This window comes from Amycolatopsis sp. cmx-4-61, assembly GCF_046548775.1.
Classification (GTDB): Bacteria; Actinomycetota; Actinomycetes; order Mycobacteriales; family Pseudonocardiaceae; genus Amycolatopsis.
This window is the reverse complement of record NZ_JAEBEI010000011.1, coordinates 43,300-56,003: the sequence shown is the minus strand read 5'-3', so window position 1 is coordinate 56,003 and position 12,704 is coordinate 43,300. Positions and strand designations below refer to the sequence as shown.

General features: G+C 72.1%; 11 protein-coding genes. 6 read left to right on the top strand and 5 right to left on the bottom strand.

The window, feature by feature from the left end:
• Nucleotides 1-50: 50 nt before the first annotated feature.
• Nucleotides 51-323 carry a hypothetical protein gene (locus tag ACLJOU_RS27700; RefSeq protein ID WP_410571222.1) on the top strand — a complete coding sequence of 91 codons (273 nt, stop codon included), beginning with the start codon at nucleotides 51-53 and terminating at the stop codon, nucleotides 321-323.
• A 14-nt stretch (nucleotides 324-337) separates the two neighbouring features.
• Nucleotides 338-2,161, top strand: coding sequence for a glutamine--fructose-6-phosphate transaminase (isomerizing) (gene glmS / locus ACLJOU_RS27695; protein ID WP_410571220.1), 1,824 nt, complete (start codon nucleotides 338-340; stop codon nucleotides 2,159-2,161).
• Nucleotides 2,162-2,174: 13 nt separating this feature from the next.
• Here glmS and ACLJOU_RS27690 read toward each other — a convergent pair whose 3' ends face one another.
• Both ACLJOU_RS27690 and ACLJOU_RS27685 read right to left on the bottom strand, forming a co-directional pair.
• The gene (locus ACLJOU_RS27690) at nucleotides 2,175-2,609 is read right to left on the bottom strand and encodes a pyridoxamine 5'-phosphate oxidase family protein (protein ID WP_410571218.1); all 435 of its coding nucleotides are present in this window, start codon (nucleotides 2,607-2,609) and stop codon (nucleotides 2,175-2,177) included.
• Entirely contained in the window at nucleotides 2,606-3,181 is a 576-nt protein-coding gene (locus ACLJOU_RS27685) for a TetR/AcrR family transcriptional regulator (protein ID WP_410571217.1), read from the bottom strand. The genes ACLJOU_RS27690 and ACLJOU_RS27685 overlap by 4 nt, the downstream gene beginning before the upstream one ends.
• Nucleotides 3,182-3,271: 90 nt before the next feature.
• Here ACLJOU_RS27685 and ACLJOU_RS27680 point away from each other — a divergent pair, with 90 nt between their 5' ends.
• Nucleotides 3,272-4,294 (top strand): aldo/keto reductase, encoded by a 1,023-nt coding sequence (locus ACLJOU_RS27680; protein ID WP_410571215.1) that lies wholly within the window; start codon nucleotides 3,272-3,274, stop codon nucleotides 4,292-4,294.
• On the top strand, nucleotides 4,291-5,148 hold the full coding sequence (locus tag ACLJOU_RS27675; protein WP_410571213.1) for an LLM class flavin-dependent oxidoreductase: 858 nt from the start codon (nucleotides 4,291-4,293) through the stop codon (nucleotides 5,146-5,148). Before ACLJOU_RS27680 ends, ACLJOU_RS27675 begins: the two co-directional genes overlap by 4 nt.
• Nucleotides 5,149-5,546: 398 nt before the next feature.
• On the opposite strand, the gene ACLJOU_RS27670 is transcribed toward ACLJOU_RS27675, so the two are convergent.
• Nucleotides 5,547-5,963 (bottom strand): MarR family winged helix-turn-helix transcriptional regulator, encoded by a 417-nt coding sequence (locus ACLJOU_RS27670; protein WP_410571211.1) that lies wholly within the window; start codon nucleotides 5,961-5,963, stop codon nucleotides 5,547-5,549.
• Nucleotides 5,964-6,016: 53 nt separating this feature from the next.
• On the opposite strand from ACLJOU_RS27670, the gene ACLJOU_RS27665 reads away from it, so the two are divergent.
• Nucleotides 6,017-6,418, top strand: a complete 402-nt coding sequence (locus ACLJOU_RS27665) for an SRPBCC family protein (protein WP_410571210.1) — start codon at nucleotides 6,017-6,019, stop codon at nucleotides 6,416-6,418.
• A complete protein-coding gene (locus ACLJOU_RS27660; RefSeq protein WP_410571209.1) occupies nucleotides 6,415-7,122 on the top strand; it encodes a class I SAM-dependent methyltransferase in 708 nt (235 codons plus the stop codon). Before ACLJOU_RS27665 ends, ACLJOU_RS27660 begins: the two co-directional genes overlap by 4 nt.
• Before the next feature lie 19 nt (nucleotides 7,123-7,141).
• Here ACLJOU_RS27660 and ACLJOU_RS27655 read toward each other — a convergent pair whose 3' ends face one another.
• Both ACLJOU_RS27655 and ACLJOU_RS27650 read right to left on the bottom strand, forming a co-directional pair.
• Entirely contained in the window at nucleotides 7,142-9,172 is a 2,031-nt protein-coding gene (locus tag ACLJOU_RS27655; protein ID WP_410571207.1) for a cellulose binding domain-containing protein, read from the bottom strand.
• 81 nt (nucleotides 9,173-9,253) lie between these two features.
• A complete protein-coding gene (locus ACLJOU_RS27650) occupies nucleotides 9,254-12,580 on the bottom strand; it encodes an error-prone DNA polymerase (protein ID WP_410571205.1) in 3,327 nt (1,108 codons plus the stop codon).
• Nucleotides 12,581-12,704: the final 124 nt, after the last annotated feature.

Below are 12,704 nucleotides of genomic sequence, written 5' to 3'. Positions count from 1 at the left end.
GAACTTGCCCGATTTCGGGCAGGAATTTGGGGTTCGGCGATCGACGAGGCATGATGGCCGCCGTGGAGGACACCGACATCGTCGAGCGCGTGGCCGCGTCGACCGGGCTGCCGCCCCGGGTCGCCGCCCGGGTCGTCGACGACGTCCTGGCCTTCTACCGGACTCCCACCGAGGACTACGTGCGCCGCCGGCACGCCGAGCTGCAGGCACAGGGCCGGAAGAACCCCGAAATCTTCCCCCTGATCGCCGCCGAGCTCCGCGGCAGGCTGGTGGCCGCGCCCGTCCTCTCCGAGCGGCAGCTGCGCCGCATCGTCTACGGCTAGGAAGAAGGTTCGCCATGTGCGGGATCGTCGGCTACATCGGCGGCCAGAACGCCGCGCCCATCCTGATCGAGGGCCTGACCCGGCTCGAGTACCGCGGGTACGACTCCGCCGGGATCGCCGTCCTCGGCGCCAAGGGCACCCCGCAGGTCCACCGGGTCGTCGGACGCGTGCGGAACCTCGCCGCGGCGCTGCCCAAGCGGCTCACCGGGAAGGCGGGCATCGGGCACACGCGCTGGGCCACGCACGGGCCGGCGTCCGAGGCCAACGCCCACCCGCACACCTCCGCCGACGGCCGGATCTGCGTCGTCCACAACGGCATCATCGACAACGCCGACGCGTTGCGCGCCCAGCTCGCCGACGCCGGGGTCGAGCTCACCTCCGAAACCGACACCGAGGTGCTGGCCCACCTGATCGCGCGCTCGGCCGCGGAAACCCTCGAAGACGCCGTCGTCGAGGCGGTCTCGCGGATCACCGGCACGTACGCGATCGCCGTCACCGACAGCGCGCACCCGGACCGCCTGGTCATCGCCCGCAACGGCTCGCCGCTGATCATCGGCGTGGGCGAACGGGAGATGTTCGTCGCCAGCGACCTGGCCGCGCTCGTCCGGCACACCTCGCAGGTCGCGCACCTCGACGACGGCGAGTTCGCGACGGTCTTCGCCACCGGCTACCGGACCTTCACCGTCGACGAGAGCGACACCACCAAGCCGGCCACCGAGATCGACATCGACGCCGAGGACCTCGACCTGGGCGGCTACCCGCACTACATGGCCAAGGAGATCCAGGAGCAGCCGGAGTCCGTCGAGCGGATCATCCGCGGCCGGCTCGACGACCGGTTCGGCGTCGCCCGGCTGGACGGGCTCAACCTGACGCCGCGGGAGCTGCGCGGGTTCGCCCGCGTGAAGATCCTCGGCTGCGGCTCGGCCTACTACGTCGGCCAGATCGGCGCGACGATGATCGAGGAGTTCGCGAGGATCCCGGCCGACGCCGAAGCCGCGTCGGAATTCCGGTACCGCAACCCGATCATCGAGGCCGACACGCTCTACATCGCGGTCAGCCAGTCCGGCGAGACGATCGACACCGCCTTCGCCGTCGAGGAGATCAAGCGCAAGGGCGGCCGGGTCGTCGGACTGGTCAACGTCGTCGGCTCGACGATCGCCCGCGCCTGCGAAGGCGGCGTCTACCTGCACGCCGGCCCGGAGATCGCGGTCGCCTCGACCAAGGCGCTGACCAACATGGCCGTCGGGTTCGCCCTGATCGCGCTGGCGCTGGGCCGGGTGCGCGATCTGTCCAACGCGGACGGTCAGCGGATCATCGACGCGGTCCGCGCGCTGCCGGGCCAGATCAAGTCCATTTTGGACTTCGAGCCGGAGATCGCCGAACACGCGAAGACCGTCGCCGCCGCGAAGAGCCTCTTCTTCGTCGGCCGCGTCCGCGGCTACCCGGTGGCCCGGGAAGGCGCGCAGAAGTTCAAGGAGATCTCCTACCGCCACGCCGAGGCGTACCAGACCTCCGAGCTCAAGCACGGCCCGCTGGCGCTGATCGACGAAGCCCTCCCGACGGTCGCCGTCGTGCCGTCGGACGAGCTGACCGGGCGCAACCTGGCCGCGGTCCAGCAGATCAAGGCCCGCGGCGGCGCGGTACTGGCGGTGACCCACGCCGACGTCGACTTCGGCGAACTGGACGTCCCGCGGATCGTGGTGCCGAAGACCGAGCCGGAGCTCGACCCGATCCTGCTGACCATCCCGCTGCAGCTGCTCGCCTACCACGCGGCCCTGACGCTGGGCTACGACATCGACAAGCCGCGCAACCTGGCGAAGTCGGTCACCGTGGAGTGAGGCCCGGCCGGAGTCACTCGCGTTCGACCTTCCGCAGGCCGCCGCCGGGGGTCCACCACTCGACGACCAGCAGCGTCGCCGCCTCGTTCAGGTGGGTGTGCACGACCTCGGCGACCTCGGCCACGAACCGCTCGCCGTCCGCCGTCCGCACCCGGCCGGCGATCTTCGCCTCGCCCGGCCACTGCGCCTCCGCGCCCTCGACGGGGTCGACCGTCGCGCTGTGCAGGGCGAACCGCGGGTCCCGCTGCAGGTCCGCGCCCTTGCGCGCGTGCGGCATCGAGCCGAAGACCAGCTCACCGTCCTCGAAGGTCGTTTCGATGCCCGAGATCCGCGGTGAGCCGTCCGCCCGCAGGGTCGCGATCGTCTTGTGCTTGTGCGCGTCGAACAACGCCCGCACCCGCCGGGCGAACTCCGGCTCCGCCGCTTCGAACTCCCGCCACGCCGTCATGCGTCCATCCTCCCGTACCGCAGCCCCGCGACGAGGATGCCGGCCAGCCGGCGCGCGTCGTACTCCGGATCGGAGTCCGCGCCGATGCAGAGGTTGCCGACCCCGCGCATGAGCTCCAGCGGGCGCACCTCGGCGCGGATCTCGCCGGCCGCGGCCGCCGCGTCGAGCAGCTGCGCGCACACCGGCACCAGGCGGTCGAGGAAGTACGCGTGCAGCGACTCGAAGCCGGCGTTGTCGGACTGGAGCACCCCGGCGAGCCCGTGCTTGGTCACCAGGAAGTCGACGAACAGGTCGATCCACTGCGCCAGGGCGGCGTACGGCGAGTCGTTCGAGGCCAGCAGCGCCGGCCCCGCCTCGGTGCAGGCGTCCACCTGGTGCCGGAAGACGGCGATGATCAGGTCCGCGCGGGTCGGGAAGTGCCGGTAGATGGTGCCCATCCCGACGCCGGCCTTCGCCGCGATGTCCCGCACCGGCGCGTCCACGCCGGAGGCGACGAAGACCGCCGCCGCGGCGTCCAGCAGCGTCTTCTCGTTGCGCCGGGCATCCGCCCGCTTGGGCTTGCGCTCGCCCACCGATCCTCCCGGGTTGCTAAGCGGAGCATTGTTCCGTATCGTTAGCGGAGCAACGTTCCGTTTGCCCATCCTGCCACGGAGGCACTTCCCATGCAGTACCGCACCCTGGGTCGCACCGGCGTCCAGGTCAGCACGCTCGCGCTCGGCGCGATGAACTTCGGCCCGATCGGACACGTCACCCAGGACGAGGCCACCGCCATCGTCGACGCCGCCCTCGAAGCCGGGATCAACCTGATCGACACGGCCGACATGTACGGCCAGGGCGAGTCGGAGGTGATGGTCGGCACGGCGATCGCCGGCCGCCGCGACGACATCGTGCTGGCCACGAAGGCGACCATGCCCATGGGCGACGAGCGCAACCACCGCGGCAATTCGCGCCGCTGGCTGGTCCGCGCGCTCGAGGACAGCCTGCGCCGCCTCGGTGTCGACCACGTCGACCTCTACCAGCTCCACCGCTGGGACCCCACCACGAGCGACGAGGAAGCGCTTTCCGCGCTGACCGACCTGCAGCGCGCGGGCAAGATCCGCTACTTCGGCTCGTCGACGTTCCCCGCGTACCGCATCGTCCAGGCGCAGTGGGCCGCCCGCGAGCACCACCTCGGCCGGTACGTCACCGAGCAGCCCAGCTACTCGATCCTGCAGCGCGGCATCGAAGCCCACGTGCTCCCGGTGACCGAGGAGTACGGCATGGGCGTGCTGGCCTGGAGCCCGCTGGCGTCGGGCTGGCTGTCCGGCGCGGTCCGGGCGGGCCGGGAATTCACCGGCAACCGCGCGAAGGTCCTGCCGCAGCGCTTCGACCTCGACGTCCCCGCCAACCGGGCCCGGCTCGACGCCGTCGAAGAGCTGGCCAAGATCGCCGAGCAGGCCGGGCTGACCCTGATCCAGCTCGCGCTCGGGTTCGTCACCGCGCACCCGGGCGTGACGAGCGCGCTCATCGGCCCGCGGACCCGGGACCACCTGAGTTCGCAGCTCGAAGCGGCCGACACCGTGTTGCCCGCCGACGTCCTGGACGCGATCGACGCCGTCGTCGCGCCGGGCACCGACCTGGCGCCGGAGGAGAAGTTCGACACCCCGCCGGCACTGCTCGACCCCGCGCTGCGGAGGCGTCGATGAGCTTCGGCATCATGACCGCGCCCCAGCAGGTCGGCTACGCCGAGATCCGGCGCGTGTGGCGGGAAGCCGACACGGTGCCGGAGATCGAGCACGCGTGGCTGTTCGACCACCTGATGCCGATCGCCGGCGACCCGGGTGGCCCGATCTTCGAGGGCTGGACGCTGCTTTCGGCCCTCGCGGCGCAGACGTCCCGGCTGCGGGTCGGCCTGCTGGTCACGAGCAACCGGTTCCGTCCGCCGGCCGTGCTGGCGAAGATCGCGACCACGGTCGACGTGGTGTCCGGCGGACGGCTCGACTTCGGCATCGGCGCGGGTTCCCGGCCGAGCCACCCGCTGGCCCGGCGCGAGTACGACGCCCACGGCCTGCCCTACCACGACCAGGCGGACGCGGTGGCGGCGCTGGCCGAGGCCTGCACGGTGATCCGTCGCTTGTGGACATCTGCGGAGCCGTTCGACTTCGAGGGTGCGCACGTTTCGTTGCGGGGAGCCTTCGGGAACCCGCGGCCGGTGCAGCGGCCCCACCCGCCGATCGTGATCGGCGGCCGGGCGAGCGCGACGCTGCGCGTGGTGGCCGAGCACGCGAACGTGTGGAACATCCCGGGCGGCGGCGAGATTTCGGACCTGGCGGGCCGGAGCCGGTTGCTGGACGAGTACTGCGCGGAGATCGGCCGCGACCCGGCGGAGATCACGCGGTCGATCTTCCTGCCGGTGGACTACCAGCGGCCCGAGGTGACGCGGGGCAAGATCGCCGAGGCGCGGGAGGCGGGATTCGGGCACTTCGTGCTCGGGTTGGCGGATCCGTATCCGGACGGCGTGGCGCAGTGGGTGGCGGAGGAGCTGATCCGCCGGTCGTGACGCCGGGCCCACCCGATTCCGATGGAGGAGCGGGGTGGTCATCCCGCGGCCCACCTCCCCAACGAGAGATGACAGCGGAACCAGGGGTCATCCCGGAGCCTGCCCGTCCGGCGAGGACATGCTTTCGATTCTCCTGTCGAACTCTGCCGCGGCAGAGCGGGTCCGACCTCCCCCGCCCCTCCGGGGGGATTTTCAGCCGACGGGCGGGTTCGTCAAGGCGGGAAAGCGTGCCTTGACAAACCCGCCCGTCGGCTGAAGAGCAGGCTGGGATGAGGGGCGGGGGAGGTCTGGTGACGTCCTTGGTCGGCTTACGCTGCCGGCCGTCTGTTATCGGCCGTGTGCCGCAGTCCGCGTGCCTGCCGCCGGTTCGGCGATGGCTTCCGGCGAACCCGCCGCGGTCAGCCCGAGTTCGCCAAGTGGGCCAGGGCCGACCGCAGGACCCGCCGGGCTTCCGGGGGCAACCCCGCCAGCTTGCGCTCCTCCACCTCCCGGATCGCGGCCCGGACCGCCGCGTGCCGCCGGGTTCCCTCGGGGGTCAGGCGGACCACTCGCGCGCGGCGGTCGGCCGGGTCCGGCTCGCGGGCTACCAGGCCGGCCGCCTCCAGCTTGTCGAGCAGGGCGATCAGCCGGGTCTTGTCGTAGTGGATCTGCTGGGCCAGCACCAGCTGGCTCGGCGCCGCCTCGGTGGCCAGTGCCGACAGCACCACGTACTGCCACATCGAGAGGCCGTACCGGTCCAGCACCGGCCGCTCGGCCTCGGCCAGGTTGCGGCCCGCCCCGGCGCAGAGGGCTCCGAGATCGTCGTCCTCGTTCACCGGCAAGATCTTACGCGTGGACAAATCATAAGCACCTGCGTATCGTTTCCCTCATGACACTGGGACTCGCCGAAACCCGCACCATCTCCATCTCCGCACCGCCGGCGCAGGTCGTCGGCTACCTCGCCGATCCGCGTCACCTCCCGGAATGGGCGCCGGGCTTCGCCGCCGCGGTCGATCACGACCACGACGACATCTGGCGCGTCCGGACGGAAGGCGGCGCGCAGCGGATGTCGGTGCGGGTCGCGGCCGACCACGGCGTCGTCGACTTCGTCAGCGCCGACGCCCCGAACCTGGGCCTGTTCACCCGCGTGGTCCCGAACCTGACCGGCGCCGAGCTGATCTTCAGCCTGTTCTTCCCCGGCGACACCGACCCCTCGGCAGTGGCCGCCCAGATGGCGGTCGTCGGGGACGAACTGCGGGCCGTGCGCGACCACGTCGAAAGCGGCCGGTGAACCGGGACGTCCGGTCCGTCGACGACCTGCTCCGCCTGCTGGACGGCCTGTTCGACGACCGGCCGGCCCCGGACCGGTGGGACCGCTTCTACGCCGACCGCGATCGTCCGGTCCCGTTCTTCGTCAGCCTCCCCGACGAAAACCTCGACGGCTGGCTCCGCGACGGACCCCTCCGCGGCGGCCGCGCCCTGGAGCTCGGCTGCGGGCCCGGCCGCAACGCGCTCCGGCTCGCGGCCGCGGGCTACGAAGTGGACGCCGTCGACCTCTCGCCGGTCGCGATCGCCTGGGCGCGGGAACGCGCGGGCGACACCCCCGGCGTCCGCTTCCACTGCGCGGACATCTTCTCCGTCGACCTGCCGCACGAAACCTACGACCTCGTCTACGACTCCGGCTGCCTGCACCACCTCGCCCCGCACCGGCGGATCAGCTACCTCGCCCTCCTCGACCGCCGGCTCGCGCCCGGCGGCCACTTCGGCCTCACCTGCTTCGCCGCGGGCACCGATGATGCGAACTCCGGCGTCGAAGTCCCCGACGCCCAGCTCTACCGGGACCGCAGCCTCCACGGCGGCCTCGCCTACGGGCCGGACGACCTGCGCCGGCTGTTCGCCGGCTACACCGAAGTCGAACTGCGCGCCATGAACGGCGCTCCGGCGGAGGGCCTGTTCGGCGTCCCCTTCCTCCTCACCGGCCTCTTCCGCCGATGAGGAGGAGGAGACACCGGGATCAGCCCGCCGCGCAGAGGACGCCGTTCAACGTGAACGCCGTCGGCAGGATGTTCGGCCCGCTGTAGTCGGCCGTGAAGCCGACGTCCACCCCCGCCGCCGGCGGGGACGACGATGACACCGTCACGGTCGAGCCGTTCTGGGCCCACGTGCCGTTCCAGCCGCCGGTCAGGTGCTGGCGTGCGGTGGGCCAGCCGAACGTCAGCGTCCAGTCCCCCACCACCCCGGTGGCGGTGACGTGGATGCCGCCCACGAAACCGCTCGCCCAGTCGGTCACGTCCGTCAGCCGGACCGTGCAGCTGCTCGTCGCCGGGGCGCCCGTCGTCACCGTCAGCGGCGGGGAGGCCGCCGACACGTTCCCGGCCGTGTCACGCGCCAGCACGTTGATCGTGTAGCGGCTGCCCGGCACCAGGTTCCCGACGTCCAGCGACGTCCCGGTCGTCTCGCCCCACTGCTCGCTCACCGCGCCCACCTGCCGGTAGACCTCGTACTTCGCGATCGGGTGCGCGCCGGGCGCGGCCGCTGGCCAGCTGATCGTCGCGGTCCGGTCGGTCGCCGTCCCCGTCGGCTGCCCCGGTGCGCCCGGGCCGCCGGACGCGGTGGCCGCCGGGTGCAGGACCACCGTGGTCAGCGAGTACGGCGGCAGCGTCTGGGCCGTGCTCGTCCCGGTCGCCGCGCTGGAAATCGCCGTGGCGCCGTTGGTGAAGGTGAACACCTGGGGCGCACCGGCGGCCGGCGTGTAGCCCGCGTAGTCCAGGGTCACCGCCCTGGGCTGGTCGGGGTCCTTGTTGAGCAGCAGCACGGCGAGGTCGCCGTTCGGCCGCCGGACGGCGTGCGCGCCGACGAGCGGATCGTCCGCGGCAGCCTGGACGAACTGGTCGCCGGGACGCGCGAACGTGCTCAGCATCTTCAGGCCGTAGTAGGGCGCGAACGGCGTGTTGAGCGCGGGTTCGCAGCCGCCGTCCAGACAGGTCGCGCTGGAGAGCAGGCCGGAGTCGCCGTAGTCCGGGTAACCGGCCACAGTGGACAGTTTGGTGCCGCCGTTGTGCGTGTCCCACCAGTCGACGGTGAACACGCCGTTCGCCAGCAGCGAGCTGTAGGTGTCGGCGGCGAACAGGGCGCCGGGCTGGGTGTCCATGCCGACCGGCGTGTTCGTTTCGGTCATCGAGATGCCGATCCGGCCGGCGTTCGGGCCCGCGTACCGGGTGATCTGCTCGCGTGCCGCGTAGATCATGTCGCCGATCTGCTCGGGCTTGGTGAGCGCTTCCGCGGCCGTGGAGCCGGTGGGGTACCAGTGCAGGATGACGAAGTCGATGTGCGGGCCCGCGATCGACAGCACGGTCTGGTTCCAGGTGGCCGTGTCGCCGGCGCCGACGATGCCGTCCGGCCAGTTCGCCGGGGTGGTCAGCACGGCACCGATCTTGACACCCGGGTCGACGGCCTTCATCGCGTCGGCGTAGGCGACGACGCCGTTGGCGTAGGCCGTGGGGCTCTTGTCCGCGTGGTTGTCGGCTTCCCAGTTCGCCCCGTAGTGCCCGTTGCCGTACAGCTCGTTGCCGATCTCCCAGTACTTGACGCCGTAACCCTTGGTCACGTTGGCGTACCGCACCCAGTCCGCGGCTTCCTGCGGGGTGCCGGTGCCGTAGTTGGCGATGATGATCGGCTGGGCACCGGCCCGGCGGACACCGCCCATGAAGGTGTCGAAATCGGTGTTCGGCGCCACGTAGCCGCCCGGCGCGGTGTTGTCCTTCCAGTGGTAGATGTCGCCGTAGGAACCCCCGGGGTAGCGCATCGTGCGGACACCGGCCGCGCCGAACAGGTCGGCCACCTGGTCGGTCCCCAGCTGGCTGTCCCAGACCGCGTGGTTGATGCCGATCCCGGTGTCCGGCATGGTCGCCAGCCCGGCTCGGGCGTTGACGGTGACCGTCGCCGCGGGCGTGGTCGCCGCCCCGGCGGTCCCGGCCGCCGGGATGGCCGCGGCGAGCACCGCGAGCACCGGCCACGCTGCCCAGCGCAGACGTCGAGCTGTCATGAAGGGTCCATCCTCACTCGTCGTTCACGAACGGATGACTGGGAGCGCTTCCAGCGAGAGAACCACCGAGGGGGCCCGAAGTCAACGGAAGTCGCGCGAGGGCCCGGTCCGCAGCGAAAGTTCGAGTCTTTCGAGATGATCGGCCACGAGCGTGACGACCCCTTCGGCGGCTTGCACCCGGCCGCGGACCAGTAACGCCGCGCTCGTGCGGGCGACCAGCCGCTGCCGCTGCCAGAGCCCGGGCGAGACGAGGACGTTGGCCATGCCGGTCTCGTCTTCGAGGTTGAGGAAGGTGATCCCGCCGGCGGTCGCGGGGCGCTGCCGGTGGGTGACCGCGCCGCCGACCCACACCCGCGTCCCGTCCTCGGTCCGCACGAGCTCGGCGACGGTGATCGCACCGCGCGCGGTGAGCAGCTCGCGCAGGTACTCGACCGGGTGGCTGTCCGGGGAGACGCCGGTGGCCCACAGGTCCGCCGCCGTCACCTCCAGCCGCGTCATTCCCGGCAGCGCGGGCGCGTCGAGACCCGGCGCCAGGCCGGGCAGGTGACCGGGCCGCGCCGCCGCGGCCGCGCCGGCCGCCCACAGGTCCTGGCGCCGGTCGCCGCCGAACCCGCTGAACGCCCCGGCCGTGGCCAGCGCTTCGACGGCGTTCTTCTTCAGCCGCACCCGCCGGGTCAGGTCGCCGATGCCCGCGTACGGGCCGTGGGCCTCCCGTTCGGCGACGATCTCCTCGGCGAGGTCCGCCCCGAGGTGGCGGACCGCGGCGAGGCCGAGCCGGAGCGCGACGCCGCCGGTGCTGCCGTCGTCCGGCTCGAGGGTGGCGCCGGCGAGACTCGCGTTGATGTCGGGCTCGCGGACGTGCACACCGTGCCGGCGGGCGTCGGCGACCAGCGACTGCGGGCTGTAGAAGCCCATCGGCTGGGCGCGCAGCAGCCCGGCGCAGAACGCGGCCGGGTAGTAGCGCTTGAACCACGCCGACGCGTACACCAGCAGCGCGAAGGACATCGAGTGCGCTTCGGGGAAGCCGTAGCCGGAGAAGGCGTGGATCTGCTCGAAGATCCGGGTGGCGAGCTCGCGGTCGAGGCCGTTGGCTTCACAGCCGGCGAAGAACCGCGCCATCAGGGCCTTCATCTTCGCGCTGGACCGCTTGGCGCCCATGGCGCGGCGCAGCTGGTCGGCCTCGGCCGGGGTGAAGCTCGCGACGTCGACCGCCATCTGCATCACCTGTTCCTGGAACAGCGGCACGCCGAGGGTGCGGTCCAGCGACGCGGCCAGCAGCGGGTGCGCGTGCGCCCATTCCTCGTCCCCGCGGCGACGGCGGATGTAGGGGTGCACCGAGCCGCCCTGGATCGGGCCGGGCCGGATCAGCGCGACTTCGACGACGAGGTCGTAGAACTCCCGCGGCCGCAACCGCGGCAGCGTCGCCAGCTGGGCGCGGCTTTCCACCTGGAACACCCCGACGGCGTCGGCTGCGCAGAGCATGTCGTAGACCGCCGGGTCGGCCAGGTCGAGTTTCCCGATGTCCACAGTGGACCCGTGGTGCTCGGCGACGAGGTCGAGCATGTGGTGCAGCGCCGAAAGCATGCCGAGGCCGAGCAGGTCGAACTTGACCAGCCCGACGGTGGCGCAGTCGTCCTTGTCCCACTGCAGGACGCTGCGGTCGGCCATGGTCGCCCACTCCACGGGGACCACTTCGGACACCGGCTGCTTCGAGATCACCATGCCGCCGGAGTGGATCCCGAGGTGGCGCGGGAAGTCCTCGATCCGCGCCGCGAGGTCGAGGACGTCGTCCGGGATCGCCCCGGCGGCCTGCTGCCTGGTGGCGGCGACCCCGCCCCAGCGGTCCACGAGCTTGCCGTAGGCGTCCTGCTGCCCGGGGCTGTGGCCGAGTGCCTTCGCCGCGTCGCGGATCGCCGAGGGCGCCCGGTAGGTGATGACGTTGGCGACCTGCGCGGCGTGGAACCGGCCGTGCTTTTCGTAGACGTACTGGATGGCCTCCTCGCGGCGGCCGGACTCGATGTCGACGTCGATGTCCGGCGGCCCGTCCCGCTCCGGCGCCAGGAACCGCTCGAACAGCAGGTTCCACTTCACCGGGTCGGCGTGGCAGATCTCGAGCGCGTAGCAGACCGCGGAGTTCGCGGCCGAACCCCGGCCCTGGCACAGGATGTCGTTCTCCCGGCAGAACCGGACGATGTCCCAGACGACGAGGAAGTAGCCGGGGAAGCCGAGCTTCTCGATGACGGCGAGTTCGTGGTCGAGCTGGGCGTAGGCCTTCGGGTTCTCTTCCCGCGGCCCGTAGCGCTTCGCCGCGCCCTGCCGGGTCAGCTCGACCAGGAACGACATCTCGTCGTGGCCGGGCGGGACGGGGAACGGCGGCAGGTCCGGCGCGACGAGGTTCAGGTCGAACGCCACCTCGACCCCCAGGACGGCGGCCCGGCCGACGGCACCGGGGTAGCGGCGCTCGAAGCGGCGCCGCTGTTCCATCCCGGAGCGCAGGAACGCCTGCCCCGACGGCGGCCGCCACCCTTCCAGGTCCTCGGCCGAGCGCCGCGCCCGGACGGCGGCGACCACGTCCGCCACGACGGCGTCTTCCGGGCGGGCGTAGTGCACGTTGCCGGACACGACCGTCGGCAGCCGGAGGTCGCTGGCCAGGTCGGCGAGGAGGTCGTTGGCGGCGTCGTCGGTGGGCTGCCGGTGGTCGATCAGCTCGACGGCGACGTGCGACCGCCCGAACCGGTCGACGAGCCGGGCGAGCTCGGCGTGCGCGGCGGCCGGGCCGTTGCGCGCGAGCGCCTGCCGGACGGCGCCCTTCCGGCAGCCGGTGAGCACGACGACGTGCCCGGCGAGTTCGTCGGCGAGTTCGTCGAAGTCGTAGACCGGCCGCCCCTTCTCGCCGCCGGCGAGCTGGGCGCGGGAGATGACCCGGCACAGCCGGTGGTACCCGCTCTGCTGTCGCGCGATCACGAGCAGGTGCGACCCGGCCGGATCGGGCGCCCCGGCCTGCGGGGCGGGCAGCCCGAGGGAGAGTTCGGCCCCGAAGCCGACGCGCACGCCGAGCTCCCGCGCGGCGTCGTTGAACCGCACGGCGCCGTACATGCCGTCGTGGTCGGTGAGGACGAGCGCGTCGAGCTCCAGCCGCGCGGCTTCCTCGACGAGGGCCTCGGGGTGGGAGGCGCCGTCCAGGAAGCTGAAGTTGGAGTGGACGTGCAGCTCGGCGTAGGGCGCCCGGATCCGGTCCCCGCCGTCGTCCCGGCGCCGCCGGTTCCGCAGGTCTTCCGGTGCCCCGGCGTACCCCTCGCGTTTGCGCGACCACGCCGGGGCATCGCTGCCGTCCCCGGGAACGGGCGGCCGCCCGGAGGCGATCCGCTCCACTTCGGACCACGGCACGCGCGGATTGTCGAACGCCAACGCCAGCTCCCACGAGAGTTTCGCTGTGGGGAAGCCAGCGACTACGGTTCGAACACAAGTACGAATACGGTGACCCGATCCTGCGGCGGCCCGGTGCCGGTGTCAACTCCGGCCACCGGCGAGG

What these genes read in the sequence shown, in the direction of transcription:
- ACLJOU_RS27690 (WP_410571218.1), bottom strand. Translation starts at nt 2,609, where the DNA reads ATGACGGCGTGGCGGGAGTTCGAAGCGGCGGAGCCGGAGTTCGCCCGG.
- ACLJOU_RS27655 (WP_410571207.1), bottom strand. Translation starts at nt 9,172, where the DNA reads ATGACAGCTCGACGTCTGCGCTGGGCAGCGTGGCCGGTGCTCGCGGTG.
- glmS (WP_410571220.1), top strand. Translation starts at nt 338, where the DNA reads ATGTGCGGGATCGTCGGCTACATCGGCGGCCAGAACGCCGCGCCCATC.
- ACLJOU_RS27680 (WP_410571215.1), top strand. Translation starts at nt 3,272, where the DNA reads ATGCAGTACCGCACCCTGGGTCGCACCGGCGTCCAGGTCAGCACGCTC.
- ACLJOU_RS27675 (WP_410571213.1), top strand. Translation starts at nt 4,291, where the DNA reads ATGAGCTTCGGCATCATGACCGCGCCCCAGCAGGTCGGCTACGCCGAG.
- ACLJOU_RS27700 (WP_410571222.1), top strand. Translation starts at nt 51, where the DNA reads ATGATGGCCGCCGTGGAGGACACCGACATCGTCGAGCGCGTGGCCGCG.
- ACLJOU_RS27665 (WP_410571210.1), top strand. Translation starts at nt 6,017, where the DNA reads ATGACACTGGGACTCGCCGAAACCCGCACCATCTCCATCTCCGCACCG.